This is a genomic window from Acidovorax sp. (genome assembly GCF_046291265.1).
Lineage (GTDB): Bacteria > Pseudomonadota > Gammaproteobacteria > Burkholderiales > Burkholderiaceae_C > Acidovorax.
This window is the reverse complement of record NZ_JBKBTV010000072.1, coordinates 1-24,354: the sequence shown is the minus strand read 5'-3', so window position 1 is coordinate 24,354 and position 24,354 is coordinate 1. Positions and strand designations below refer to the sequence as shown.

Sequence of the window (24,354 nt, the reverse complement as noted above, 5' to 3'; positions counted from 1 at the left end):
GCTACGAATGCCGCGATTTGTTCATCGAAACCCTGCTGGTGCTGCGCGCCAAGGCGCGGGCGTTTGACCTGGGCCTGGAAGAGGGCGACGAACCTGCCGAGGAAGACGACGGCAAGTTTGAAACCAGCGACACGGACCGAGGCAAGGCCACGCCTGCAGCACGCGCCTCCGACGAAGAATCCGCTATTTGAGATGAAACACCCCCTGAGTCGCTTCGCGCCTTCACCCCTCTCTCGCATTGCTGCGCAATGCGGGAGGGGGACGCCCCCAGCGCGGCGGGGCGGCCCTTGCGCGGGGGCGCTGGCCTTCGCTGCGCCAGTTTTAACGGCTGCGTGAGTGGCTCACTAAATGACCACCGACGAAAAGTTCTCTACCCAGATTGCGGGGGGCAACGCGCTGCAACTCCACGACGCCCGCCCGTTCTTTGAAAAGGCGTTGGCCTATGGAGTGCAGCATGGCGTTATTGGTGCCGACAAGCTCGCGGCCATGAACGCCGATGCGCCCAAGGGCATGGTGCAGATTGCGCGCTACTTTGGCAGCGAGTTTTTGCGTCCTGAGCTGGAGAAGGCGCGTGACCGCATGGTCAACCTCATCAGCCTGTACTTGCTGGACACCACCGGGGGCGATCTGCACGAGGCAGCGATCTCGCTTCGCGACCATTCGTTTCTGTCGCGCTCCAAGGGCGGGTCCGACATGCTCAAGCGCCTGATTGCGCTGCCCGAGAGCAGCAACTTTGGCATGGCTGGGTACGCCGATGCAGAGACCCCGCTGCTGGCGGTGTGGTCGTTGCGCAACCATTCAGACTACCGCGCCGAGCTGGCCCGCCGCACGCAGATTGCACAGGCCATTGCTGCCGCACAGTGGTTGGCGGAGCAGTACGACCTGGATACCGACGAGCTGGAAGCCGCGGGTGCCGACGCCGAGGCCGTCATCCGCACCGGCTTGGTTTTGCAGGCGCTGGCGCCCAAAGCCATGGCCTTGGGCGAGTGGCCCAACGCCGCCAGCTTCGAAAAACTGCTCGTGGCCCTGCGCAAGAAAAAGCAACCGCCTGCTACCGCCTTGCGCCTGCCTGCCGGTGTGCCGCCCGAACTGCGCGAGGTGATGCTGGCCCAGTCCGCTGCCGTACTGGCCGATATGCCGCGGTTGCTGGATGGCGCCACCCCGCCACGCACGCTGCTGCGGCCCACTGGCACGTTTCGGGCCCGGTACTTTTTGCTGGACGACCCATTGGCCGAGGTGGACAACTACCACCGCAGCCTCGATGCGCTGGAGGAGGGCGGTGAGCCGCCCCTGCCCGCCAGCAAGACCTGGACGAAAACGACCCAGGGCAATGACGATGAGCACTCGCTCCTCACCCTGTTCGTGTGCCTGGCCGCAGGGGCCCCCAAAAAGACCTTGTTGACCGAGAAAACGGCCGCCAGTCTCATCCGCAAGATCCGCAAGTCGGGCTGGCAACCCGCGCTGGCCGCTGACTTCATCCGCACACATGCCGCTGGTGCTTACCAGCAGGACTACACCACGCTGTGGACCTCGTTCGTGCAGGAGGCTGAAAAAACGCTGACCAGCGACAGTGACTACCAACTGCACGACGCGCTGGCGCTGCTGCGCAGGGAATGCAACGTGGTGGGGTGACCTGCGCGCGCTGGTTGCCACAGACGTCGCTGCGACCAGGTCCCCCACATCAAGGCACCTCGCAGAATGCGGGGCAAACAACAACGGCGCAACAACATGGCAGAACGCCGCAAATTCGTTAAGTGCCCGGTTAACATTCAAGGCGTCCCGCCCGTCACAACCCTTCTGTGCACAGCCCCACACTCCTCACCCTTGCCGCCATCCTCACGGCGTTGATCACTTCGGTGCTTTATGCCGTGTGGTTCTTCAACAAGACCATTCCGGGCTTGCGCCTGTGGATGCTCTCGTTTCTGTTTGGATCGGTGTTCAGTGTCAGCCTGCTGGTGCGAGACCAGATTCCCGAGGTGCTGGCCGTTGTGATCTCGCAAGGGGCGATATCCATGGCCGCGTACTTCTGCCTGCTGGCCAGCCGGATGTACATGGGGCGGCGGCCCTTGTCCCACATCTATGCAGTGGTGGGCATTGGGGCCTTGATCTCGCTAGCGGTCTATTTCACGGCGGTGCAACCCCACCCGGGCATGCGCTTTTTGCTGGCGGGGCTGGGGTCAGGCATCTACTTTTTGCTGACCGGACACACCCTGGCCCAGGGCGGCATGCGCCGCGTGCCTGCGCGGTATTTGTTTGCCATGGTGGCCGGGTTGCATGGCACGTTCTTGTTGCTGCGGCCCGTGTTGTTCAAGCTGGCGGTGCCCGCAACGGCGAGCGGGCAGGTGGATGTCAGTCTGGTGGCGCAGTTGTCGCAGTTTGTGGTGCTGGAGGCCATCGTGGCGGTGGTGCTGCTGGGGTTTGGGGCGCTCATTCTGGCCAACGAGTTCATCACCAGCGAGTTGCGCCACCTGGCCGAAGTGGATCCGCTGACCAGCGTGTTCAACCGCCGTGCTTTTCTGACCCTGCTGGACAAGGCCATCAGCAGTGCCGAGCGCACCCAAACAGTGGTGCCTGTGCTGGTGATGGATCTGGATCATTTCAAGCGGGTGAACGACACCTGGGGCCACCGGGCGGGTGACGATGTGCTGCGCCACTTTGTGGTGCTGGCCAACCGCTGCCTGCGCAATGAAGACGTGCTCGGTCGCCTGGGCGGTGAAGAATTCGCCATCTTTTTGCCCAACGCAGGCGGCGGTGGCGCCATTGCCGTGGCAGAGCGCCTGCGCGCGCTGGTAGAGGCGCAACCCCTGGTCACCGACCAGCGCCCCATCCACCTGACCGTGAGCGTGGGCGTGACCCTGTGCGCCGACGGTGACACCGCGGACGCGGCGCTGCAGCGGGCCGATGAGGCCATGTACCTTGCCAAAGAGCGGGGTCGCAACCGGGTCGAAATGCTGGTGAAACCCGCAGCGCCCGAAGTGCCTGTGGCAATGACCGCTGCGTGAGTGCCTGAATGCCTGAGTGCTTGGGCGCTTGATGGCCCGGGTGGCTGTGAAGGCGCTTGAGAGCAACTGCCACCGCCTGCTTGAACCGACCTGCAGCGGTTTGACAGGACTGAATCGCGGCGTATGTCGGCTGGCCGACCCCCGCGCCGCAAACTGCGTGGCAGCGACAGCGCCGACAGGACCGCGCGGCCACAAAATGCCATGGGCCCACATCCAACCCTTGCACATCACCACCCCTATGCCAGCGACCTCCAACGGCAGCGACGAAGGCGCCACATCCCAAGCTGCGCCGTCCGTGCCCGACACCCCGCGCAGAACCTTCCTGAAATCTGGCACAGGCTTGGCCGCGCTCGGCGTGGTCGCTGCCGCTGGGGTCGGTTACCTGTTGCACCAGCCAGGCAATGACCGGCAACTGGTCTTTGGCACCCTGGGCGATGCGATGCGGGAAGTGGACCGCCTTGCCGGTGCCAGTGCCAGTGCGTCAGTCAGCGCACTGGCGCCCGCCACGGTCTGGAACTGGTCCCAAACGCTGGAGCATTGCGCGCAGAGCATCGAATTTTCGCTACAGGGCTTTCCGGCCCCCAAGTCCGCGCTGTTCCAGAACACGCTGGGCTCTGCAGCCTTCGGAGTGTTTGCCCTGCGCGGCCGCATGAGCCACAACCTGGCAGAGCCTATCCCGGGCGCGCCTGCGCTGGATGCGTCCACGCCAGACGCATCGGTGGCACTGGTGCGGTTGCGCAAGGCCGTGCAGGACTTTGCCACCCACGCCGGGCCGCTGCACCCCCACTTTGCCTACGGCGCCTTGAGCAAAACGCAGTACGAGCACGCACACGCCATGCACCTGGCCAATCACCTGTCAGCGTTTGACGTGCGGGGCTGATCGGGACGCTTGCCGTCGTGGGGTGCTCCGGGTAGAGCGTAATGCTGTATTTTGCTATCGATTAAATAGCTAATAGCGCTTTTTGAATAAGCGCTAGAGCCCGTTTTTACTTGATTTTCTACCTGCCTTGGTTTTCGCCCAAACCGTTCGGGCTGAGCTTGTCGAAGCCAGAGCGCTTTTTGCGAACAGCCCTTCGACAGGCTCAGGGCGAACGGTCGATCGGAGGCAAACGCCCAATCAGGCGTTTTTACGTAAAACTCACGCTGCCCGGCCGCCCTGTCAGGTGCAGTTGGGCCACGGGTGCCGGGTTGCTGGCCAGCAAGCGACCGCGCCGCCACACGCCCAGGCGCGTCGCCCGCAGGCGGATAGCCTCCACCGGGTTGCGCGCGTGCAGCAGCACAAAGTCGGCAAACGCGCCGGGTACGAGCCCGTAGCCTTCCAGGCCCAGCAACTTGGCAGGGTGGGTGGTGACCGCCTCAAAACACTGGCGCATGGCGGCTTGGCTGGTCATCTGGCCCACGTGCAGGCCCATGTGCGCGGCCTCCAGCATGTCGGCGCTGCCGCCGCTGTACCAGGGGTCCATCACACAGTCGTGGCCAAACGCCACGGTCAGGCCTGCGGCCATCAGCTCGGGCACGCGGGTCATGCCGCGACGCTTGGGGTAAGTGTCGTGGCGGCCCTGCAGTGTGATGTTGATGAGCGGGTTGGCCACCACGCCCAAGTCGGCTTCAGCCATCAAGGGGATGAGTTTGCTCACGTAGTAGTTGTCCATGCTGTGCATGGAGGTGAGGTGCGAGCCTGTGACGCGGCCGTGCAGGCCCAGGCGCTGGGTTTCAAACGCCAGGGCTTCTACATGGCGTGACAGCGGGTCGTCGGATTCGTCACAGTGCATGTCCACGCGTTTGCCGCGATCGGCGGCCAGTTCGCACAGGATCTTCACGCTCTCGGCCCCTTGGGCCATGGTGCGCTCGAAGTGCGGAATGCCGCCCACCACGTCCACCCCCAGGTCCAGCGCGCGTTTCAGGTTGTCGAGCCCGCCGGGCGCTCGCAACACGCCGTCTTGCGGGAAGGCGACCAGCTGCAGGTCCAGGTAGGGCGCCACGCGCTGCTTCACATCCAGCAAGGCCTGCACCGGTAGCAGGCTGGGATGGCTCGTGTCCACATGGCTGCGAACGGCCAGCAGCCCGCGCGCCACGGCCATGTCGCAGTACCGCAGGGCGCGTTCGACGATGGCGTCGTGCGTCAGCGTGGGTTTGAGTTCTCCCCACAGCGCAATCCCTTCCAGCAGCGTGCCGCTTTCGTTCACCCGCGGCTGGCCGTAGCTCAGGGCCGAGTCCATGTGGAAATGCGCGTCCACAAACGGCGGGCTCACCAGCAGGCCCCCCGCATCCACCGTTTCGTGCGCGGGGGCTTGCAGGCCCTCGGTCACTTCGGCGATGCGTCCGCCTTGCACGGCAATCGACATGTTCTGGCGGCCGTCGGGCAGGGTGGCGTGGGTGATGAGCAGGTCGAGCATGGCGTGGGCGGTTAATGTGGGGTGTCGGTTTTTTTCAAGACTTGAGCGGACTCTGTGCCTAAGCTCCGGGTCTCGCTTAGCGCATCAACGTTCAGCGCATCCATTCTTACAAAGGCAGCTCTCATGCAATTTGGCTACACGATTCTCTACGTCGAAGACGTTCCCAAAACCATCGCTTTTTACGAAGCTGCTTTTGGCTTTACGCGCCGCTTTGTGCACGAGGCGGGGGACTTCGGCGAGCTGGACACCGGCGCCACCGCGCTGGCCTTCTCGTCGCTGCGGCTGATGGCCGAGCTGGGCAAGAACCCGCAGCGCGCGTCGGCCGATGCGCCCAGTTTCGAGATCGCGTTCACCACGGCCGACGTGGCCGCCGCCGTGCAGCGCGCGGTGGATGCCGGCGCGCGGCTTGTGCAGGCGCCCGAGCAGATGCCCTGGGGCCAGACCGTGGCTTATGTGGCCGATATCAACGGGGCGCTGGTGGAGCTGTGTACGCCCATGGGGCCACCAGCCGCTTGAGGCGCCGTTGCCGCAGCAGGAAGAGAGACAGTTTTTTTCCAACGACATGGCGGGCGGCGTGCTAGCGCTTTTGCGTGGTGCGAAAACGCACATCGCCCGGCTTGTGCCCTGCATCGATGGTGATCCGAAACGCACCGTCGCCATGGCCCGACTCCGCCCGCGCGGTAAAACGAATGCCTCGGCGCGTGGGCTGGCAGTTCATCTGGCTGAGTGTTAATTCGGCATGGTCGTTGTTGATGGCTGCAAAGCCTCGGGTGTGTACTTCGCTGGCGCTGTCATTGCCGTCGCGCACGATCCACTGCAGGTAAACAAACGACTGCCCATACCGCGTGGCGTGCACGATCCGGTACACGCCACGCGCTTCGCCAGTGGGGCTTGGGGCTGGCCATTCACCGCAGACCTTGATCCAGTCCACATCCGGCGCAGTGGCAAAGGATTCATATGGCATGTCCATCCCCAGCGCGTGCGCCTGGCCCGCGCAGGCCAGCAGAGCCGGGGCCAGCCAACGGGCCAGCGTATGCGTAACAAGCTTCATCGCTCTCCCTTGCGATACGGCTTCATCAGCGCCTGCGGATACGCGGCCTTGCGCGCCACCAGCACCAGCGCCAGGATGGAAAGCAGGTACGGCAGCATCAAATACACCTGGTACGGCAGCCACGCATCGCCCGCCTGCTGCAGCCGCAACTGCAGCGCATCGAAGAAGGCAAACAGCAGGGCGCCCAGCAACGCCTTGCCCGGCCGCCACGAGGCAAACACCACCAGCGCCACGCAGATCCAACCGCGCCCGTTCACCATGTTGAAGAAAAACGCGTTGAACGCCGACAGCGTGAGGAACGACCCTGCGACGCCCATCAGCGCCGAGCCCGCCAAGATGGCGCCTGTGCGCGTGGCCGCCACCGAGATGCCCTGGCCCTCGGCCGCCTGCGGGTTCTCGCCCACCATGCGCACGGCCAAGCCGAGCGGCGTGCGCAGCAGCACCCAGGCCAGCAGCGGCACCAGCAGCAGGGCCAGCAGTGTGAGCGGGGTCTGCGCAGAGAGGATAGAAATCGGCAGCCACTCCATCGCCGCAAACGGCTCGATGGTGGGAGGCGTGTTCACCTTGGGGAAGCTGACTCGATAACCGTAGTAGCTGAGCGCAGTGGCCAGCAGCGTGATGCCCAGGCCCGACACATGCTGCGACAGCGCCAGCCCCACGGTGAGCCACGCGTGCAGCAGCCCGAACACCGCCCCGGTCAGCGCCGCCACCAGCACGCCCGTCCACAGCCCGTAGCCCGCATACACCGCCAGCCAGCCGGTGAAAGCGCCTGCGACCATGATCCCTTCAATGCCCAGGTTGAGTACACCCGCGCGTTCGCACAGCAGCACCCCCAGCGTGCCCAGGATGAGCGGCGTGGCCACGCGCAGGGTGGCGATCCAGAAGGCGGGGTTGGCGAGGATGTCGAGCAGATCGGTCATTTGCCCGCCTCGGTGCTGAGTGCTTCGATTTTGATAGCTGCTAGCGCTTGATGGATAAGCGCTAGAGGCCAATTTGGCTTGATACTCATGGAATGCCTCACTCTTGGCTAGCACTTGTCCGTGCTGCGGATTCTGCGATGGAGCTCAGCCACCGCGTTCCAGTGGTGGTAGCGTGCAAAAACGCTCAGGCTCCCTCGCTCCTGAATCTCCACCAGCGATTCACCCCAGTACGCCAGGATCGCACGGCGTACGCCCGGAAGGTCGAGAAACTCGGTGGCTTCGTCGAAGCTACCGCCAAATATGGCGGCAGTGGAATGCTCTTTGCCGGATGCGTAGCTGTCGTTGTGGAAGCTGCCATCGTGCGCCATCAGCCAGGCGCAGGGTTCGTCGAAATCTTGAACCAGTTGGTCCATGTAGATCATGTGCGTCAAAGGGCGGTCTTTGTTCGCGAAAGCGGAGAAGGCCACTTCGTGTCGTCCAATGTTCAGCGTGTAGTAGCGTCCGCCGCTGGTCGCAGGAAAAAGGCTAAAGGTCCAGCCGCCTTGCAGATCAAGCCAATTGAGCAATGCCGCCGTGCGAAACAATTTCTCTACGAAGATCGCCAGCTGTGTTTCTTGGAACAGGCGATCAATCTGAGGCTTTTTGATGATCAGCGAAGTGTCCAGTCCTGCTAAATAGGCAGACACGTCGCTGGCGGTCGCTTCGAAAAGTTCCTTTTGTCCCGGGATGGATAGCACGAGTTTGCTGCGCAATGCGTAGTGCACGCGGTACTCCACGCTGCGCCAGTCGGTGACTTGTCGGAAATCGTGCAAGGTCCATGGCCCCAGGCTTTTGTATGGCTCGCAGGCATTGATTTCGCGGATGCGCTTCAAGGGGGCATGGATGGTGCCGCCAATCTTGATGAAACGACTCTGCGGGGACGTCAAAACGTACACGTGACCCGCTGGGCTTGCGGTGGCGGTCATGGCTACCTCCACCGCACGCGGTACTGGGTGAGCAACCCCGCCACCAGCACCGCAATCAGCGAGGTCGCCACGATCACATCGGCAATGTAGGTCGGCACGCCCACCGCGCGGCTCATGCTGTCCGCCCCCACCAGCACGCCCGCCACAAAGGTGCCCGCTGCGATCACGCCCAGCGGGTGCAGCCCCGCCAACATGGCAATCACGATGCCGCTGTAGCCGTAGCCGGGCGACATGTCCAGCGTCACATAACTGGTGCGGCCCGCCACCTCAATAGCCCCCGCCAGCCCCGCCAGCCCGCCTGAGAGCAGAGCGACCAACACCACAGTGCGCGTGATGGGCACACCGGCAAACGCCGCAGCGCGCGCATTGGCCCCAGCGGCGCGGATGTCAAACCCCGGTACCGTGCGCGCCAGAAGTGCCCACAGGATGACAGCCAGAGACACGGCCCAAAGCAACCCCGTGTGTAGCCGCGTCTGCGGCACCAGCTTGCTCAGTTCCATGCCGCCCTGCAGAGCCACACTCTGCGGCCAGCCCATGGAGAGCGGGTCTTTCATCGGCCCATCGAGCAGGGCCGAGACGAGCAGCAGCATGATGAAATTGAGCAGTAGCGTGGTGACGACCTCGTCCACGCCCAGCCGTGCCTTCATCAGCGCCGGGCCCAGCAGCAGCGCGGCCCCCGCCAGCGCGGCCGCCATCATCATGAGCGGGAAGAGCAGGTAGGGCGACCACTCCAGTCCCGTGCCGCCATGCATGCCGCCCACGGCCACGGCGGCCAGCGCCCCGGCATAGAGCTGGCCTTCGGCGCCAATGTTGAACAACCGCGCGCGGAACGCCACAGCCGCCGCCAGCCCGGTCAGGATCAGCGGCGTGGCGCGGGTCAACGTCTCGGTCAGCGCAAACACCGAGCCGAATGCGCCTTGCAGCAGCAGCGCGTAGGTGCGGCCCACGGGTGCCCCGGCCCACAGCACCAGCAGGCCGCTGATGAGCATGGTGAACACCACGGCGCCCACCGGGGCCAGCAGGTAGGCGGCGGGGGAAGTGTGGTTGCGTTTTTCGAGTCTCATCTAGATAGGCTATTGGAGAACAGATGGTTTACTTCTTTTGACGTGAACCGACGAGATAATTGTCAATAGGGTATTAGGTCGCTGGCCGATTTAATATTCCTCGGGCTATGAGAATCGGTGCGGAAAATAAAGTTGCAACAGTAAGATGCAGGATGCTCGAAATAAGTCCCGCCGTGTATTTGTTAGTCAATGCCATCGCTAACCCCTCTCCTCGTCCTCGCGGCATGGTATTGGTAATATCCTGCGAGGTGTGTACATGGAAGGCCAGCATATAAACCATCAGAACGGATATGCAAAGCAGAAAAACCATGTAAAAAACCAACTGAAAAATTTTAGTTTTTGAAAATCTTATGCTGCTTGTTGGGGAATTTTTTGGTTTTATTACCTCAAAATTTTTGTACAAAAGATATGGAAGTAGTGCCCATTGAAAGCTGTAGTAGCCCCTAATAGCTAAAGGTGTTTTTGACAGCCTTGCTAGTGATTCAATTCCAGGGAGGATTTTGCACATGACCTCTGTGAATGGCTGTATGAATTCATGGAAAAAAATAATACCTTCGGGAATGGAAATGGACAGCAGCGTGCAAAAAATTACATAACCGATAAATAAATCTTTGAAATTTTTTGGATTCAGATATTTGTTGATCTGGAGTTGTTTTTTAAACATTCATGCCCCTGCCATGGCGAGTCCAATCGCCTCGCGCGTCCAAGTATCAACAGACCGTGCCTCGCTCAGCTGCCCGTCATGCATCACCGCCACGCGATCACCCAGCGCCAGCACTTCATCCAGGTCGTCCGAAATCAGCAGTACCGCCGCGCCCGCATCGCGCGCTGCAATGAGCTGCTCCTGCACAAACATCACGGCACCAATGTCCAGCCCCCAGGTGGGCTGGTGGGCCACGATGAGCTGCGGGGCAGGTGCGGTGTTACCTGCCGCGTCCTGCGGCGGCATCAGCGCCCGCCCCAGGATGAGCTTCTGCATGTTGCCGCCCGACAGCGACCGCGCTGGCGTATCCGGCCCGCCGCCACGCACATCAAAGGTCTCGGCCACCCGCTGCGCGTGCTGGCGCGCCGCGCGGCGCTTGACCCAGAAGGCCTTGAACCACGGGTGCGCAAACCAGTGGCTGCGTAGGCGTTCGGACACGGCGTTTTCCCACACGGGCAAGTCGCCCACTACGCCTACGGCGTGCCGGTCTTCGGGGATGCGGGCCACGCCCTGGCTGACCAGCCACGCGGGCCGGGCTTGCAGGGGCGCGCCGCGCAGCGTGACCTGGCCTGATGTGGCGGCGCGCACACCACACAGCACATCGGCCAGCGCCACTTGGCCGTTGCCGCTGACGCCAGCAATGGCGACGATCTCACCCGCACGAAGCGTGAGTGACACGTTGTGAAGTCGGTCGCGGCCGGTGGGGACTGTGTTGACGTTATGCAGCGTGCAGACCGGCTCGCCCACGCTTCGTGCAGGGCGGCGCTCGGCGGCCTCAATCGCATGGCCCACCATCCACTGCGCGAGTTGCCCTTGGGTCGTACCCTCCGCAGGCGCCTCGGCCACCAGCTTGCCCTGGCGTAGCACGGCCACACGGTGCGACACGCGCAGCACCTCGGCGAGCTTGTGGCTGATGAAAATGATGGACAGGCCCTGCGCCACCATCTGCGCCAGGGTGTCGAACAGGGCCTCGCTCTCCTGCGGGGTGAGCACGGCGGTGGGCTCGTCCAGGATCAGGATGCGCGCACCCCGGTAGAGCGCCTTCAAAATTTCGACCCGCTGCCGCTCGCCCACAGAGAGGCTGCCCACGCGCGCATCGGCATCTACAGGTAAACCAAACTGCTGCGACACTGCCAGCAGCTTGGCGCGTGCGGCGCTGCGGCGCGAAAAAGGCTGCCACAGCGGCTCGGTGCCCAGCAGCACGTTGTCGAGCACCGTGAGGTTGTCGGCCAGCGTGAAGTGCTGGTGCACCATGCCAATGCCCGCCGCCAGCGCGGCGCGTGGCTGGCCGGGCGGCAGGGGTTGACCGAAGACCTCGATGCTGCCCGCGTCCGCCACGTAGTGCCCGAACAGGATGGACATCAGCGTGGACTTGCCCGCACCGTTCTCGCCCAGCAGGGCCAGCACCTCGCCACGTGCCAGGGTCAGGCTGATGCTGTCATTGGCGACGAGTTTGCCGAAGCGTTTGGTGATGCGATTCAGCGAGAGCACATTGTTTGTCATTGAGTAGACCCACTGACTTGTAGCGAGCAGCTGGTACGGTGTCGCTTTGCCTTATGAGAATTCGTCGGAAGACTTATTGTCACAATGTTTTCGAATTGAAACAGAGGCCATGAAAATTTTTGTTGAGTAAATCGCTACCATCCTCGAAGTTTTTTAACAAATAAATATTATTTCAAATCATGGCGGAAAAAATAGATTTTACTCATGCTGGCTTATACGATAGAGGTGTTTTCCAGAAAGAATTTGCGATCCATTTTTCGAAAAATGGTAGATATAATGTGGCTGCAATCCCTAGTATGTTGCAACTCCTCGGTATGATTGAACGAGATCCTGGTATCAACGATGTTCGCCAAGTGGCATATATGCTCGCTACCGTATTCTGGGAAACCACCTACCCAACATCAGTTAGTCGACCAGTCATTGGAAAAAACGGAAAGCAGTTGGTTGGTAAGGATGGGTCCCCCGTCATTGTAAAAGAAAGAAAATGGTTGATGACCATGGCGCCGGTCGATGAAGTGGGCCGCGGCCGGGGACGAAGATATTATGATCCTGTGAAAGTTAAGGTTTTGCCAGACGGGGCTGTCAAAATCACGGAATATGACGGGGATCAATTTAATGTATCCCCTGTTGGTCGAATAAAATTAATAACAAAAAAAGCTGTTATGGGGACACCTCCTGGGGGAGCGGTTCACAAAACTTATAGTGATGATGATGGTGTCGAGCAAGTATATTTTGGAAGAGGATATGCTCAATTAACTTGGTGGTCAAATTATGCAAAAGCTGGCGTGAACTTGGGACGTGGACTTGATTTGCTTGTTAATCCAGAATTGGCAAAAAATCCTGAGGTCGCCTACAATTTGATGTCAATTGGTATGCGTACAGGTGCCGGATTTGCCAATGGAAAAAGATTTTCTCAATATTTTAATTCTCAGGCTTCAAATTATAGTGGTGCTCGAGCTATGGTCAATGGAGAGGATCATGCAAATGACATTGCCGAAATTGCACAGCAGTTTGAAAAGGTACTGTTAGCATCGAAGATTTCAAAGAAAGGCTGAATTTCTTATGCGTGATATTAATTTTTCAAAAATATCATCAAGAAGATTGTTTTTTTCTCTAATTTTTGGTGTTTCTAATTTTTTTATTCTTTTGAGCTTTACTCACGCTGACAGTTCGTTAAAAAATTCAGAACTTCGCTGCGGTTGGTTCGATAATCCATCGCCTGGTAATGCAGAGCTTACTGACACCGCTGGGGTATGGCTCGTTGCACAGCAAGGTGAATATAAAGCAGAAGGCGCTTGGCCTAAATTTTCTGCTGGACAATGGGTTCAAACGGGTACAGGCAGCTATGGTTACGGATGTTTATGTATTTTTGGAAAATTCGACTCGGAGACCCGAAGAGTGTTGGTAATTGAAAAAACCGTCTCCAAGCCTACAAAGCTATGCCGTACGGACAAAAAAATAAATGAAGTTGAGCCATTTAATCCTCTGAAGTGATTTTCAATTATCAAAAAATTCCTGCTATTTCTTAATGGTGATTGCGTAGAAACGCCTGCAGCACCTTGGCCGAATTGGCCGCTGCCAGGCCCATGAAGATGCCCATCTCGTTTTCACCCTCGCCACCTCCCGCCAAGTCACTCAGCGAGCGAAAGGCGATGTACGGCACGCCGTTGCTGTGCGCCACCATGGCCGTGGCGGCGGTTTCCATATCCAGAACGTTGGCCTCGAAGGTCTTGAAGGCGTATTCGCGGAAGGCTTTGTTGTCTACGAACGCCTGGCCTGAGACACCGCTGCCGCCCACCACCAGTTGTGGGCGCTGTTTTAGGCAGGTGGCGGCCAGGCAATGCTCCAGGCCTACGTTCTGCAGGCTGCGCGCGGTGGCCAGCATCTTCGGGTCGGCCTCAAACCAGAACTTCTTGCTGAGCTTGGGGCTGGAGGCAGACCGCACCTCGACCGGGCGGGGGTGCATCATGCCGAAGGCGGGCATCGTCAGCTCGCTTTTCATCCAGGCGGGGGCGCTGTACTGGCCGGGTTTGTCTTCACGCGCCATCAGCCATTCCATGTACTGGCCCCACTGCGCGGGCACCGTGACGTCGCCAATGTGCAGGCTGGGGTTGACGCCGCCCGCGATGCCGCTGAAGACCACGTGGCTCACGTTGAAGCGGTCCAGCACCAGCTGCGTGTTCATGGCCGCGTTGGTCATGCTGATGCCCGAGAGGAACACCACCACGGGCTTGCCTTCGAGCGTGCCGGTGGTGAACTCCACACCGTTGACGCTGTGCTTGGCGGGTTGCTGCACTTTAGGCAGTAGCACCGTCAGTTCAGGGGCGAAGGCGGAGATGACGGCGATGCGTGGGGTGTCATCCAGCCGCACCGCTGTCTTGCCGGGGGCCGTGGCCGCGCAGCCTGCCACCACGGCGGCAAAGGCCAGTGCGCTCACCAAGCGGGAGCACCGGGAGATCAGCGAGGGCTTGGAGGTGTGGAGTGCATGCATGGTGGGTGTGCTTCGTCAGAAAAGAAATTGAGGTGAGCGTAAAAGCAAACAGGCCACCGCTTTGCTGGGGTGGCCTGCGCACAGAAAGAAAGCGGGCAAGGCGCCCGCTGCATCCGGCGTTTACTTGGCCGTGGACTTGGGCTGGCTATCGTCCACCTTCACGGTGAACTTGCCCGCCAGGATGTCGGCCTGCTTGGCCTTGACCTTGGCCACGATATCGGCAGGGATCTTCTTCTCGAACGTGCCCAGCGGTGCGAGTTCAGACCCCTTGTGTTTCATCATCGAATACGGGCCGTAGTCCTCGGGCGTGAACTTGCCTTCCTTGACCAGCTTCAGCGCGCGGTCAATGCTGGGCTCCATGTGCCAGATGGCGGATGCGACCACGGTGTCGGGGTACTGCGGCTGGGTGTCGATCACGTTGCCGATGGCGAGTTTGCCTTTTTCCTTGGCGGCATCAGACACGCCAAAACGCTCTGCGTAGAGCACGTCCGCGCCCTTGTCGATCATGGCAAAGGTCGCTTCTTTGGCTTTGGGTGGGTCGAACCAGCTGTTGATGAAGGTGATGGTGAACTCGACCTTGGGATTGGTCTCTTTGGCGCCAGCCATGAAGGCGTGCATCAGGCGGTTGACCTCAGGAATAGGGAAACCGCCAACCATGCCGATCTTGTTGGACTTGGTCATGCCGCCCGCGATCATGCCGCTGAGGTACGCGGGTTCCTGGATGTAGTTGTCGAACACGCTGAAGTTGGGCGCCTGCGGCTTGCCGGACGAGCCGAGCAGAAAGGATGTCTTGGGGAAGTCCTTGGCCACCTTGCGGGCAGCGGCTTCGACCGCAAACGCCTCGCCCAGGATGAGCTGGTTGCCGCCCGTGGCGTATTCGCGCATCACGCGCTCGTAGTCGGCGTTGCTGACGTTTTCGCTGGCCTTGTATTCGATCTCGCCACGTGCTTCGGCGGCCTTCAGGGCTTTGTGGATGCGGCTGACCCATTGCTGCTCAAAAGGCACCGTGTAGATCGCCGCGACCTTGATCTTGGACTGCGCTGTGGCCAAAGAGGGCGCCATCGCCATGGCGGCCGAGAGGGCCATGGAGGTGCAGAGCAGGCGTCCGGTGAAGATGCGGCGAGTGGTCATGGTGGGGTCCTTCAGACAAGCAAACAAGGAGGTTGGGTGTGCTGCTACCAAGCAAGGAGCGCGCCAGTCGGCGGCTGTGTAACTGCAAACCAGCGGCAAGTCTGCCAGAGGAAAGCCACCAGTTGGTAAAAAAATGGTGCATGCGTGTTGCGCATCCTGACACCGGGCTTGGGCACCCCACCAGGGTAGGGTTCCAAATTGACTGTTGTGCAACGCAGAGCGGCCAAGCGATGAAAAAAGCCACCGCCAGGCGGCAAGGCCCTGCGGTGGCTGGTGCGTGGTAGCGGCGCGTGCGCTTATTTGGTGCCAAAAATCCGGTCGCCCGCATCGCCCAGGCCCGGCAAGATGTAGCCGTGGTCGCTCAGCTCGCGGTCGATGGCGGCGGTGAAGATCGGCACGTCGGGGTGGGCCTTTTGCATGGTGGCGATGCCTTCGGGGGCGGCCAGCAGGCAGACGAACTTGATGGAGCGCGGGTTGAGCTTTTTGAGTCGATCTACACACGCTGCGGCCGAGTTGCCGGTGGCCAGCATGGGGTCGACCACGATGATGTCGCGCTCGTCCATTTCGGCGGGCATCTTGAAGTAATACTCGACGGGCTGCAGCGTGGCGGGGTCGCGGTACAGGCCGATGTGGCCCACGCGGGCACCAGGCACCACGTTGAGCATGCCGTCCAGAAACCCGTTGCCCGCGCGCAGGATGGAGACGAGCACCAGCTTCTTGCCGTCGATCATCTGGCCGGTCATGGTCTCCAGCGGGGTTTCGATCTGCACGTCCTGCAGCGGCATGTCGCGTGTGACTTCGTACGCCATCAGCGTGCTCAGCTCGCCCAGCAGGCGGCGAAAGCTGTTGGTGCTGGCGTCCTTCTTGCGCATCAAGGTGAGCTTGTGCTGGACGAGGGGGTGGGTGATGACGGTGACGTTGTTGTTGGTAGCGGTGCTCATGGCGCGGCCTTTGGTCTGCGGGGATGGATAAATAAGCGGTGGCGGTATTTTGACGGTACTTGTGCCACCGCCCGTGAAAACCGGCGCGGCCCAATGCCAGTGGCCCCGCGGAACCGGCTTTGCCGGGCCGCTGGGGCCGCCCCCTGGGGGGAGGCGACGCAGTCGCTTCGGGGGGAGCTAGTCAGCTAGAAACCGCGCGTACCGGGCCAGGTCCACATTGCCGCCGCTGACGATGATGCCCACGCGCTCGCCCTGCAGCAGCTTGGCACCATTGTCTTCGCCCGAGAACGCCTGGGCGCCCGCAAAGGCGAGGGCGCCCGTGGGCTCGACGACGATCTTCATGCGCTGGGCGAAAAAGCGCAGGGCCTCGATCAACTGCTGATCGCTGACGGTAATGATGTCTTCGGCGTGGTCGCGAATGATGGGGAAGGTCAGCGCACCCAGCGCCTGGGCCTGCGCACCATCGGCGATGGTTTGGGGGTGGTCAATGCGCACAATGCGCCCGGCGCGCAACGACTGTTGGGCGTCGTTGGCGGTTTCGGGCTCCACGCCCATCACCTTGCAGTGTGGCGCCAGCGCCTGCGCCGCCAGCAGGCTGCCCGACAACAGTCCGCCGCCGCCCAGGCAGACAAAGAGGTAGTCCAGGTCGGGCACTTCTTGCAGCAGTTCGAGCGCGGCGGTGCCCTGGCCTGCAATGACGTGAGCGTGGTCGAACGGGGGCACCAGCGTCATGCCGCGCTCGCGCGCCAGTTGTTGGCTGATGGCCTCGCGGTCTTCGGTGTGGCGGTTGTAGGTGACGACCTGGGCGCCGTATTCGCGTGTGGCGGCCATCTTGGAATGGGCGGCGTCTTCTGGCATTACCACCAGGGCGGGCATATCGAGCAGCCGCGCCGACAGCGCAATGGCCTGCGCGTGGTTGCCGGCCGAGAAGGTCAGCACACCCCCTTCACGCTGCGCATCGCTGAACTGGGCCAGCGCGTTGTATGCGCCGCGAAACTTGAAGGCGCCGGTGCGCTGCAGGTTCTCGCACTTGAAGAACAGCTTGGCGCCCAGCCGCTCATCCATGGTGGTGCAGCGCATCACGGGCGTGTGGTGTGCCACGCCGGACAAACGCTGGGCGGCGTCGGCCACGTCTTGGTAGGTGGGCGGGGTGAGGCTGGGCAAGGTCATGGTGGCGTCCCTGGGTGCCGGGGCGCACGCTGGCCCCGGTTGCCTCATGATAGCTGCATGGCGCAAAGTTTCAAGCCAAATTGGACTCTAGCGCTTATGCAGTAAGCGGTGGTAGCTATGAATTTTGATGTATTGGCCGCGGGGTTGCCTTCACGGGCCGTCCGCACTGCAGCAGATCAAGCGCCGACCTGTCGGCGCGCCAATCGGGGGATCAACCCAGCTCGCTGAAGCGTTGCAGCGGCGTCAGCGCCGGGAAGTCGCCCGCGCGTTTTTGCTTCATCGCCGTGACCGATTCGCGCACGTGCTGGTTGCTCCAGATCGCGCCCTGCAGCCAGCCCATCTGGCGCAGGCTGTCTTCCACGCTGTGGTCGCGGGCGTAGTTCACTGCCTGCTTGGTGCCCCAGATGGCGACGGGGGGTTTGGACGCAATCTCTTGCGCGCACTGAAGGGCGGCGACCAGCATGGCCTCCTGCGTGTCGAACACCTCGTTGACCAGGCCGTAGCCCAGCGCCTTTTGCGCGGGCAGGCGGCGGCCGGTGTAGGCGAGTTCTTTGACCACGCCCAGCGGGATCAGCTTGGGCAGCCGCTGCAGCGTGCCCACGTCGGCCACCATGCCGATGTTGATCTCCTGAATGCAGAAGAACGCGTCGGCCGTGGCATAGCGCACGCACGCTGCGGTCACCATGTCCACCGCGCCGCCAATGCAGCCGCCGTGGATGGCCGCGATGACGGGGATGCGCAGGTTTTCGATGCGGGTGAAGGTGGCCTGCATGTCGGTGAGCGAGTCAAAAATGGCGGCTCGGCCTTCGGGGCTTTGGTCGTCCATGGTGATGGCGCCGCCAAAGGTCTCCAGTGCCATGCCCGCGCTGAAGTGCTTGCCGGTGCTGCTGATGACCAGTGCCCGCGCGTCGCCCGCTTGGTGCAGCTGGGCCAGCACCGCGTCCAGCTCGCGCCAGAAGGTGGGGTGCATGGTGTTCAGGGCCTCAGGCTTGTTCAGAACCAGGTGGGCCACGTGGTGGGTGATGCTGAGGGTGAAGCAGGTGAGAGCGGGGGTGTTCATGGGTGCCACTGTAGACCTGCTGGCGTGCGCAGTGTCGTCGCCTGGGTGACTTTGGGTGTTTTTGGCCTCTAGCGCTTATTCAGTAAGCGCTGATAGCTATAAAAACAGGAGTTTCAGGCAGGGGGCGGGGGAGGGTGTGGACGATGCGCGGTAGGCGGACCGTTGCGGGTGCGGGTCCGGATGGGCGGTTCAGTCGCCCCCACCCCCGCAGCCGCCCCCATCCCCACCGCCGTCTGAACTGTCGGCCCCACCAAAGTCGCCCGAACTGCCGCTGTGGCTGCCGTCCGAAAAGCTGGTGCCGCAGTGGGTGCCGCCACCGCCACAGCCGCCCCCGTCGCGTTGGCGGTCCAGGAGGGAGCAGTCGGGCACGTAGGTAAAGCCGCCTGCGATCGCGAACTTGGCATCCAGTGCAAACAGCAGGGGCAGGCGGCTGGGGGCTTTGGGGTCGATGGATTCCTCCTTGCAGGCCCAGTACCAGGCGCGGCGCAGGCCGTCGTTGTGGCGGGCTTTTTTGCCCAGCGCCTCGGCGGGGGTGTGGTGCAAGAAGAACCCCAGCGCGTCACGGCACCAGAGTTTGTAGGCCTGGGTATGAAGAATGAACTCATGCCATAGCGCGTCGACCGCTTTGGAGGGCATGGCCACAAACTGCGTGTTGCTGCGCAGGCAGGCGATGAAGAACTGCCGCAGGCCGCGTTCGACCAGTTCGCAGTCGCGGGGGCTCAGGTGCGGGTAGGTTTCGCGCAGCTTGCGCTGCAAGAAGTGGGGCAGGGGGGCTTCGCGGATGTGGTTCTGGCGCACGGACTGGGTCCAGTGCTTCACCAGGGCGATGAGGACCACGGTGACAAAGACGTAAAAAATCCACACCCCTCGCAAGCGCCAGGCGCCCGCAAAAACCCCGGCGAAGGCCAGCACCCAGACCGTGATGGCCAACAGCATGACCTTGTCGCCCAGACGCAGCAGCAGGTTTTCGAATCGTTTCATCGTCCCTCCTTTTTGTTGTTATGTCTCGCGATTTCACGACTGTCACATGACTGATTGATGACGCATTTCGGTGTGTCGTCAAATTGTCACGCGTGCGTCCTGCAGCCCGAACCGGGCGGGCTACCGGAGTGTTTTAAAGCGGCCGAGGGGCGGGTGTCCTCGACCCGGGCGCGAGGAGTAGCTTGGGCTACGCCGGTGGGGTGGAGCGTGCGGCGCCCCACCCAAAAGGCTCAACGCCGTTTGCTGCCGCCGAAGATGCTGCCCAGCACCCCGCGCAAGATCTCTTTGCCCAGCGAGGTGCCCATGGTGCGCACGGCCGACTTGGCCATGGTCTGGGCCAGGCCGTCGCGTTTGCCGCCGCGCGGGCCGGTGCTGCCAAACAGCACATCGTTAAGGCCGCCCATCAGGCCGCCACCGCTGTCTTCAGAGTTTGCGGGGGTGCCCTTGCCATTGGCGGGTGCCTGTGCGCTGGCTTCGGCGGCGCGGCCCTTGAGTTTTTCGTAGGCCGATTCGCGGTCTACCACCTTCTCGTACACGCCCGCCACCAGCGAGCCCGCCATCAGCACCTTGCGCTGCTGTGGCGTGATCGGGCCAAGCTGGCTGCCCGGGGGCAGCACAAACACCCGTTCGGTGATGCTGGGGCGGCCCTTGGCGTCCAGAAAACTCACCAGCGCCTCGCCCACGGCCAGTTCGGTGATGGCGGTTTCAATGTCGAGGCCCGGTTTTTGCCGCATGGTGGTGGCGGTGGCTTTGACGGCCTTCTGGTCGCGGGGGGTGAAGGCGCGCAGAGCGTGCTGCACGCGGTTGCCCAGCTGGGCCAGCACGCTGTCGGGGATGTCGAGCGGGTTCTGGGTGACGAAATACACCCCCACGCCCTTGGAGCGCACCAGGCGCACCACCAGCTCGATGCGCTCGACCAGCACCTTGGGTGCTTCGTTGAACAAGAGGTGGGCCTCGTCGAAGAAGAACACGAGCTTGGGCTGATCGGGGTCGCCGATTTCGGGCAGTTGCTCGAACAGCTCGGACAACATCCACAGCAAAAAAGTGGCGTACAGGCGCGGCGAGTTCATGAGCTTGTCGGCCGCCAGGATGTTGACCACACCGTGGCCGTCCACCGTCTGCATGAAGTCGTTGATGTCGAGCATGGGCTCGCCAAAGAACTGCTCGCCGCCCTGGCTTTCGATCTGCAGCAACCCGCGCTGGATGGCGCCCACGCTGGCAGCGCTCACGTTGCCGTATTCGGTGGTGAATTCTTTGGCGTTGTCACCCACGTACTGCAACATGGCGCGCAGGTCTTTCAGGTCCAGCAGCAGCATGCCGTTGTCGTCGGCAATCTTGAACACCAGGTTGAGCACGCCCAGCTGGGTTTCGTTCAAGTTAAGCATGCGGCCCAGCAGCAGCGGGCCCATGTCCGACACCGTGGCACGCACGGGGTGGCCTTGTTCGCCAAACACATCCCACAGCGTAACGGGGCAGGCCAGGGACGCAGGGGGTTCCAGGCCCCGCTCCTTGAGCACCGCGGCCAGCTTGTCGCCGATCTTGCCGGGCTGGCTGGCACCGGTCAGATCGCCCTTCACGTCGGCCATGAACACCGGCACGCCGATGCGCGAGAAATTTTCGGCCAGGGTTTGCAAGGTCACCGTCTTGCCGGTGCCAGTGGCGCCGGTGATGAGCCCGTGGCGGTTGGCCAGGCCCGGCAGCAGGTGGCATTCGATGGTGTCGTGCTTGGCAATCAGCAGGGGTTCGGCCATTTGGGGTTTCCTCGGGGGTGCCGGTCAGGCAAAAAGTAAAATCGCGCTCAGTAGATTAAATCAATACAAAAGGACTTCTCGTGGCAGGACACAGTAAGTGGGCGAATATCCAGCATCGCAAAGGGCGCCAGGATGAAAAACGCGGCAAGATCTGGACCCGCATCATTCGTGAAATCACTGTAGCTGCCCGTTCGGGTGGCGGCGATCTGTCTGCCAACCCCCGTTTGCGCCTGGCCGTGGACAAAGCCAAGGCGGCCAATATGCCCGCCGACCGCATCAAATACAACATCGACAAGGCCACGGGCAACGCCGAAGGCCTGACGTATGAAGAAATCCGCTACGAAGGCTACGGCATTGGTGGCGCCGCCATCATGATCGACACGATGACCGACAACCGGGTGCGCACCGTGGCCGAAGTGCGACACGCGTTCAGCAAACACGGTGGCAACATGGGCACCGAAGGCTCGGTGGTGTTCCAGTTCAAGCACTGTGGCCAGCTGATTTTTGCCCCCGGCACCAATGAAGACAAGGTGATGGAAGTGGCCCTGGAAGCGGGCGCCGAAGATGTGGTGACCGACGACGATGGTGCGGTGGAGGTATTGACCGCCCCGGCCGACTTCGAAGCCGTGAAGAACGCGCTAGAGGCCGCAGGCCTGGTCCCCGAACTGGCCAGCGTGACCATGCGTGCTGAGAACACCATCGAATTGACGGGCGACGACGCCGCCAAGATGCAGAAGCTGCTGGATGTGCTGGAAGACCTGGACGACACGCAAGAGGTTTATCACAACGCGGCACTGTGACTCTGCACCATTGGATCACTGCTTTTTTCTTGCTCTGACACGTTTTCCGACTGATATTTCTCCGAACCCCGCCCAGCAGCGCAGCGCTGCGGGCCGGGTTCACCAAAGGTTCCTATGAAAGTACTTGTGATTGGTGGCGGCGGCCGTGAACACGCGATGGCGTGGAAACTGAGCGAGTCCCCCAAGGTGACCAAGGTGTATGTGGCGCCCGGCAACGGTGGCACGGCCTTGAACTCCAAGCTCGAGAACGTGGCCATTACCGACGTGCGTGAACTGCGCCTGTGGGCCCAGGCCGAGAAGATTGCGCTGACGGTGGTTGGCCCCGAGGCCCCGCTGGCTGCTGGCGTGGTGGATGAGTTCCGTGCCAACAGCATGCGCATCTTTGGCCCCACCAAGGCCGCTGCCCAGCTCGAAAGCTCCAAGGCCTTCTCCAAGGCCTTCATGCGTCGCCATGGCATTCCCACGGCCGACTACGACACCTTTACCGATCCGGCACTCGCCCACGCCTTTGTGGACCGCCTGGGCGCGCCCATCGTGATCAAGGCGGACGGCTTGGCGGCTGGCAAGGGCGTTGTGGTGGCCATGACACTGCAGGAGGCCCACGATGCGTTGGACTTCATGCTGGTAGACAACAAATACGGCGTGACGCACAACGAAGGCGCAGATGGGAAGGCGTTGCCGCGGGTGGTGATCGAGAAATTCCTTGAAGGCGAAGAAGCGTCCTTCATCGTGTTGTGCGACGGCAAGAACGTGGTGGCCCTGGCCACCAGCCAGGACCACAAGCGACTGAAAGATGGCGACGAAGGCCCCAACACCGGCGGCATGGGCGCGTATTCGCCCGCGCCCGTGGTCACGGCCGATGTGCACGCCCGGGCCATGCGCGAAATCATCATGCCCACCATCCGGGGCATGGAAAAAGACGGCATTCCCTACACCGGTTTCCTGTATGCCGGTTTGATGATCGACGCCAAGGGCCATCCCAAGACGCTCGAATTCAACTGCCGCATGGGCGACCCCGAGACGCAGCCCATTCTGATGCGCCTGAAAAGCGATTTCTGCGACGTAATGGGCGCCGCGGCCGATGGCAAGCTCGACCAGATCGAGCTGCAGTGGGATCGCCGCACTGCACTGGGTGTGGTGATGGCCGCCCACGGCTATCCCGAAGCCCCGCGCAAGGGGGACACCATCACCGGCTTGCCTGCCGAAGCGGATGATGCCGTGGTGTTCCATGCGGGTACGCAGCTCAAGGATGGCGTGGTCAGCGTGACCGGCGGTCGCGTGTTGTGCGTGACCGTGCTGGCCGACAGCGTCAAGCAGGCGCAGCAACGTGCCTATGACGTGGCGCGTGGCATCCAGTTCGACGGCGCGCAGTACCGCCGCGACATCGGCTTCCGCGCCCTGAAAAGCTGATGGCAGACGAACAGACCTTGAATTCTGCCGGCACGGTGAGCCGTGTACGTAGCTACCTGGTGGGCCTGCAGGCGCGCATTACTGACGCGCTTGAAACCGTAGAAGGCGAGGGCGGGGCGCGTTTTTTGGCCGATGCCTGGAGCAAACCCCCCGGCGAGCCGCTGCAGGGTGACGGCATCACCAAGATCCTGGAAGGTGGCCGCATGTTTGAACGCGCGGGTTGTGGCTTCAGCCATGTGCGCGGCCCGCAACTGCCGCCCTCGGCTACACAGCACCGGCCCGAGCTGGCGGGTGCGCCGTTTGAGGCCATGGGCGTGTCGCTAGTCTTCCACCCGCGCAACCCCTATGTGCCTACGGTGCATATGAACGTGCGCATGATTGCAGCAGGCCACCCTGGGCAGGCACCCACCTGCTGGTTTGGCGGCGGCATGGACCTCACACCGTACTACGGGTTTGAGGAAGACGCGGTGCACTTTCACCAAACCTGCCGCGATGCGCTCAGTGCCTTTGGCGACGACAAGTACCCGTGCTTCAAGCAGTGGTGCGACGAATACTTCTACCTCAAGCACCGCAACGAGCAGCGCGGTGTGGGTGGCGTGTTCTATGACGACTTCTCGGAGCTGGGCTTTGACCAGAGCCTGGCCATGACACAGTCGGTGGGCGATGCCTTTCTGAACGCCTACCTGCCCATCGTGGAAAAACGCCAAGGCATGCCGTACGGCGAGCGCGAGCGCGACTTCCAGCTCTACCGCCGGGGCCGGTATGTCGAGTTCAACCTGGTGTGGGACCGGGGCACGCACTTTGGCCTGCAGTCGGGGGGGCGCACCGAGTCGATTTTGTTGTCGATGCCGCCGCTGGTGTCCTGGTCGTACCAACGTTCGGATGCGTCTGATTCGGCCGAAGCGGCGCTTTTGCAGCGCTTTTTGGTGCGCCGCGATTGGCTCGCAGTGGGTGCTGTCAGCACATGCTGAAAGCCGTGAGAAGCGCTAAAGCTATAATTTCAATAGCTGCCCGC

The 24,354-nt window shown here is 62.0% G+C and carries 23 protein-coding genes and 1 pseudogene; 10 read left to right on the top strand and 14 right to left on the bottom strand.

The window, feature by feature from the left end:
- The 4 genes and pseudogenes from ACK41V_RS20385 to ACK41V_RS20370 form a co-directional block, all read left to right on the top strand.
- A pseudogene (locus ACK41V_RS20385) lies at window positions 1–191 on the top strand (hypothetical protein); the annotation flags it as partial.
- Window positions 192–348: 157 nt separating this feature from the next.
- On the top strand, window positions 349–1,632 hold the full coding sequence (locus ACK41V_RS20380) for a hypothetical protein (RefSeq protein ID WP_409785043.1): 1,284 nt from the start codon (window positions 349–351) through the stop codon (window positions 1,630–1,632).
- Window positions 1,633–1,799: 167 nt separating this feature from the next.
- Entirely contained in the window at window positions 1,800–3,002 is a 1,203-nt protein-coding gene (locus ACK41V_RS20375; RefSeq protein ID WP_409785042.1) for a GGDEF domain-containing protein, read from the top strand.
- Window positions 3,003–3,240: 238 nt separating this feature from the next.
- Window positions 3,241–3,882 (top strand): DUF1569 domain-containing protein, encoded by a 642-nt coding sequence (locus tag ACK41V_RS20370; RefSeq protein WP_409785040.1) that lies wholly within the window; start codon window positions 3,241–3,243, stop codon window positions 3,880–3,882.
- Window positions 3,883–4,129: 247 nt separating this feature from the next.
- Here ACK41V_RS20370 and ACK41V_RS20365 read toward each other — a convergent pair whose 3' ends face one another.
- Window positions 4,130–5,398 (bottom strand): amidohydrolase family protein, encoded by a 1,269-nt coding sequence (locus ACK41V_RS20365; RefSeq protein WP_409785039.1) that lies wholly within the window; start codon window positions 5,396–5,398, stop codon window positions 4,130–4,132.
- 123 nt (window positions 5,399–5,521) lie between these two features.
- On the opposite strand from ACK41V_RS20365, the gene ACK41V_RS20360 reads away from it, so the two are divergent.
- Window positions 5,522–5,914 carry a VOC family protein gene (locus ACK41V_RS20360; RefSeq protein WP_409785038.1) on the top strand — a complete coding sequence of 131 codons (393 nt, stop codon included), beginning with the start codon at window positions 5,522–5,524 and terminating at the stop codon, window positions 5,912–5,914.
- Between the two features lie 61 nt (window positions 5,915–5,975).
- Here ACK41V_RS20360 and ACK41V_RS20355 read toward each other — a convergent pair whose 3' ends face one another.
- The 6 genes from ACK41V_RS20355 to ACK41V_RS20330 form a co-directional block, all read right to left on the bottom strand.
- On the bottom strand, window positions 5,976–6,449 hold the full coding sequence (locus ACK41V_RS20355; protein ID WP_409785036.1) for a hypothetical protein: 474 nt from the start codon (window positions 6,447–6,449) through the stop codon (window positions 5,976–5,978).
- Complete coding sequence (locus ACK41V_RS20350) at window positions 6,446–7,369, bottom strand: ABC transporter permease (RefSeq protein ID WP_409785034.1); 924 nt, start codon at window positions 7,367–7,369, stop codon at window positions 6,446–6,448. Before ACK41V_RS20350 ends, ACK41V_RS20355 begins: the two co-directional genes overlap by 4 nt.
- A gap of 107 nt (window positions 7,370–7,476) precedes the next feature.
- Window positions 7,477–8,334, bottom strand: coding sequence for a GIY-YIG nuclease family protein (locus tag ACK41V_RS20345; RefSeq protein ID WP_409785032.1), 858 nt, complete (start codon window positions 8,332–8,334; stop codon window positions 7,477–7,479).
- 2 nt (window positions 8,335–8,336) lie between these two features.
- Complete coding sequence (locus ACK41V_RS20340) at window positions 8,337–9,398, bottom strand: ABC transporter permease (RefSeq protein WP_409785030.1); 1,062 nt, start codon at window positions 9,396–9,398, stop codon at window positions 8,337–8,339.
- Window positions 9,399–9,471: 73 nt separating this feature from the next.
- A complete protein-coding gene (locus ACK41V_RS20335; protein ID WP_409785028.1) occupies window positions 9,472–10,062 on the bottom strand; it encodes a hypothetical protein in 591 nt (196 codons plus the stop codon).
- Window positions 10,063–11,604 (bottom strand): ABC transporter ATP-binding protein, encoded by a 1,542-nt coding sequence (locus ACK41V_RS20330; protein ID WP_409785026.1) that lies wholly within the window; start codon window positions 11,602–11,604, stop codon window positions 10,063–10,065.
- 179 nt (window positions 11,605–11,783) lie between these two features.
- Here ACK41V_RS20330 and ACK41V_RS20325 point away from each other — a divergent pair, with 179 nt between their 5' ends.
- Together ACK41V_RS20325 and ACK41V_RS20320 are read left to right on the top strand one after the other, a co-directional pair.
- Window positions 11,784–12,659 (top strand): glycoside hydrolase, encoded by an 876-nt coding sequence (locus tag ACK41V_RS20325; RefSeq protein ID WP_409785025.1) that lies wholly within the window; start codon window positions 11,784–11,786, stop codon window positions 12,657–12,659.
- Window positions 12,660–12,666: 7 nt separating this feature from the next.
- Window positions 12,667–13,098 (top strand): DUF4087 domain-containing protein, encoded by a 432-nt coding sequence (locus tag ACK41V_RS20320; protein WP_409785024.1) that lies wholly within the window; start codon window positions 12,667–12,669, stop codon window positions 13,096–13,098.
- 31 nt (window positions 13,099–13,129) lie between these two features.
- On the opposite strand, the gene ACK41V_RS20315 is transcribed toward ACK41V_RS20320, so the two are convergent.
- The 7 genes from ACK41V_RS20315 to ACK41V_RS20285 form a co-directional block, all read right to left on the bottom strand.
- Window positions 13,130–14,095: a 5'-methylthioadenosine/S-adenosylhomocysteine nucleosidase gene (locus tag ACK41V_RS20315; protein WP_409785023.1), complete on the bottom strand. Its 966-nt coding sequence runs from the start codon at window positions 14,093–14,095 to the stop codon at window positions 13,130–13,132.
- 120 nt (window positions 14,096–14,215) lie between these two features.
- Window positions 14,216–15,226 carry a BMP family protein gene (locus ACK41V_RS20310; RefSeq protein WP_409785021.1) on the bottom strand — a complete coding sequence of 337 codons (1,011 nt, stop codon included), beginning with the start codon at window positions 15,224–15,226 and terminating at the stop codon, window positions 14,216–14,218.
- Between the two features lie 296 nt (window positions 15,227–15,522).
- The gene (gene upp / locus ACK41V_RS20305; protein ID WP_409785019.1) at window positions 15,523–16,167 is read right to left on the bottom strand and encodes a uracil phosphoribosyltransferase; all 645 of its coding nucleotides are present in this window, start codon (window positions 16,165–16,167) and stop codon (window positions 15,523–15,525) included.
- Between the two features lie 177 nt (window positions 16,168–16,344).
- Window positions 16,345–17,337 carry a threo-3-hydroxy-L-aspartate ammonia-lyase gene (locus tag ACK41V_RS20300; protein WP_409785017.1) on the bottom strand — a complete coding sequence of 331 codons (993 nt, stop codon included), beginning with the start codon at window positions 17,335–17,337 and terminating at the stop codon, window positions 16,345–16,347.
- 211 nt (window positions 17,338–17,548) lie between these two features.
- Window positions 17,549–18,397 (bottom strand): enoyl-CoA hydratase-related protein, encoded by an 849-nt coding sequence (locus tag ACK41V_RS20295; protein ID WP_409785015.1) that lies wholly within the window; start codon window positions 18,395–18,397, stop codon window positions 17,549–17,551.
- Between the two features lie 189 nt (window positions 18,398–18,586).
- Window positions 18,587–19,378, bottom strand: coding sequence for a glycine-rich domain-containing protein (locus ACK41V_RS20290; RefSeq protein WP_409785013.1), 792 nt, complete (start codon window positions 19,376–19,378; stop codon window positions 18,587–18,589).
- A 230-nt stretch (window positions 19,379–19,608) separates the two neighbouring features.
- A complete protein-coding gene (locus ACK41V_RS20285; RefSeq protein ID WP_409785011.1) occupies window positions 19,609–21,129 on the bottom strand; it encodes a helicase HerA-like C-terminal domain-containing protein in 1,521 nt (506 codons plus the stop codon).
- 80 nt (window positions 21,130–21,209) lie between these two features.
- Between ACK41V_RS20285 and ACK41V_RS20280 the strand changes: the two genes are divergently transcribed.
- The 3 genes from ACK41V_RS20280 to hemF all read left to right on the top strand — a co-directional run bounded on the left by ACK41V_RS20280 (window position 21,210) and on the right by hemF (window position 24,310).
- Entirely contained in the window at window positions 21,210–21,929 is a 720-nt protein-coding gene (locus ACK41V_RS20280; protein ID WP_409785009.1) for a YebC/PmpR family DNA-binding transcriptional regulator, read from the top strand.
- A 114-nt stretch (window positions 21,930–22,043) separates the two neighbouring features.
- Window positions 22,044–23,339, top strand: coding sequence for a phosphoribosylamine--glycine ligase (gene purD, locus ACK41V_RS20275; protein ID WP_409785007.1), 1,296 nt, complete (start codon window positions 22,044–22,046; stop codon window positions 23,337–23,339).
- Entirely contained in the window at window positions 23,339–24,310 is a 972-nt protein-coding gene (gene hemF / locus ACK41V_RS20270) for an oxygen-dependent coproporphyrinogen oxidase (RefSeq protein ID WP_409785005.1), read from the top strand. The genes purD and hemF overlap by 1 nt, the downstream gene beginning before the upstream one ends.
- Window positions 24,311–24,354: the final 44 nt, after the last annotated feature.

What these genes read in the sequence shown, in the direction of transcription:
- ACK41V_RS20345 (WP_409785032.1), bottom strand. Translation starts at nt 8,334, where the DNA reads ATGACCGCCACCGCAAGCCCAGCGGGTCACGTGTACGTTTTGACGTCC.
- ACK41V_RS20335 (WP_409785028.1), bottom strand. Translation starts at nt 10,062, where the DNA reads ATGTTTAAAAAACAACTCCAGATCAACAAATATCTGAATCCAAAAAAT.
- ACK41V_RS20315 (WP_409785023.1), bottom strand. Translation starts at nt 14,095, where the DNA reads ATGCATGCACTCCACACCTCCAAGCCCTCGCTGATCTCCCGGTGCTCC.
- ACK41V_RS20380 (WP_409785043.1), top strand. Translation starts at nt 349, where the DNA reads ATGACCACCGACGAAAAGTTCTCTACCCAGATTGCGGGGGGCAACGCG.
- ACK41V_RS20360 (WP_409785038.1), top strand. Translation starts at nt 5,522, where the DNA reads ATGCAATTTGGCTACACGATTCTCTACGTCGAAGACGTTCCCAAAACC.
- ACK41V_RS20370 (WP_409785040.1), top strand. Translation starts at nt 3,241, where the DNA reads ATGCCAGCGACCTCCAACGGCAGCGACGAAGGCGCCACATCCCAAGCT.
- ACK41V_RS20285 (WP_409785011.1), bottom strand. Translation starts at nt 21,129, where the DNA reads ATGGCCGAACCCCTGCTGATTGCCAAGCACGACACCATCGAATGCCAC.
- purD (WP_409785007.1), top strand. Translation starts at nt 22,044, where the DNA reads ATGAAAGTACTTGTGATTGGTGGCGGCGGCCGTGAACACGCGATGGCG.
- ACK41V_RS20350 (WP_409785034.1), bottom strand. Translation starts at nt 7,369, where the DNA reads ATGACCGATCTGCTCGACATCCTCGCCAACCCCGCCTTCTGGATCGCC.
- ACK41V_RS20320 (WP_409785024.1), top strand. Translation starts at nt 12,667, where the DNA reads ATGCGTGATATTAATTTTTCAAAAATATCATCAAGAAGATTGTTTTTT.
- ACK41V_RS20330 (WP_409785026.1), bottom strand. Translation starts at nt 11,604, where the DNA reads ATGACAAACAATGTGCTCTCGCTGAATCGCATCACCAAACGCTTCGGC.
- ACK41V_RS20365 (WP_409785039.1), bottom strand. Translation starts at nt 5,398, where the DNA reads ATGCTCGACCTGCTCATCACCCACGCCACCCTGCCCGACGGCCGCCAG.
- ACK41V_RS20310 (WP_409785021.1), bottom strand. Translation starts at nt 15,226, where the DNA reads ATGACCACTCGCCGCATCTTCACCGGACGCCTGCTCTGCACCTCCATG.
- upp (WP_409785019.1), bottom strand. Translation starts at nt 16,167, where the DNA reads ATGAGCACCGCTACCAACAACAACGTCACCGTCATCACCCACCCCCTC.
- hemF (WP_409785005.1), top strand. Translation starts at nt 23,339, where the DNA reads ATGGCAGACGAACAGACCTTGAATTCTGCCGGCACGGTGAGCCGTGTA.
- ACK41V_RS20300 (WP_409785017.1), bottom strand. Translation starts at nt 17,337, where the DNA reads ATGACCTTGCCCAGCCTCACCCCGCCCACCTACCAAGACGTGGCCGAC.
- ACK41V_RS20295 (WP_409785015.1), bottom strand. Translation starts at nt 18,397, where the DNA reads ATGAACACCCCCGCTCTCACCTGCTTCACCCTCAGCATCACCCACCAC.
- ACK41V_RS20355 (WP_409785036.1), bottom strand. Translation starts at nt 6,449, where the DNA reads ATGAAGCTTGTTACGCATACGCTGGCCCGTTGGCTGGCCCCGGCTCTG.
- ACK41V_RS20290 (WP_409785013.1), bottom strand. Translation starts at nt 19,378, where the DNA reads ATGAAACGATTCGAAAACCTGCTGCTGCGTCTGGGCGACAAGGTCATG.
- ACK41V_RS20325 (WP_409785025.1), top strand. Translation starts at nt 11,784, where the DNA reads ATGGCGGAAAAAATAGATTTTACTCATGCTGGCTTATACGATAGAGGT.
- ACK41V_RS20340 (WP_409785030.1), bottom strand. Translation starts at nt 9,398, where the DNA reads ATGAGACTCGAAAAACGCAACCACACTTCCCCCGCCGCCTACCTGCTG.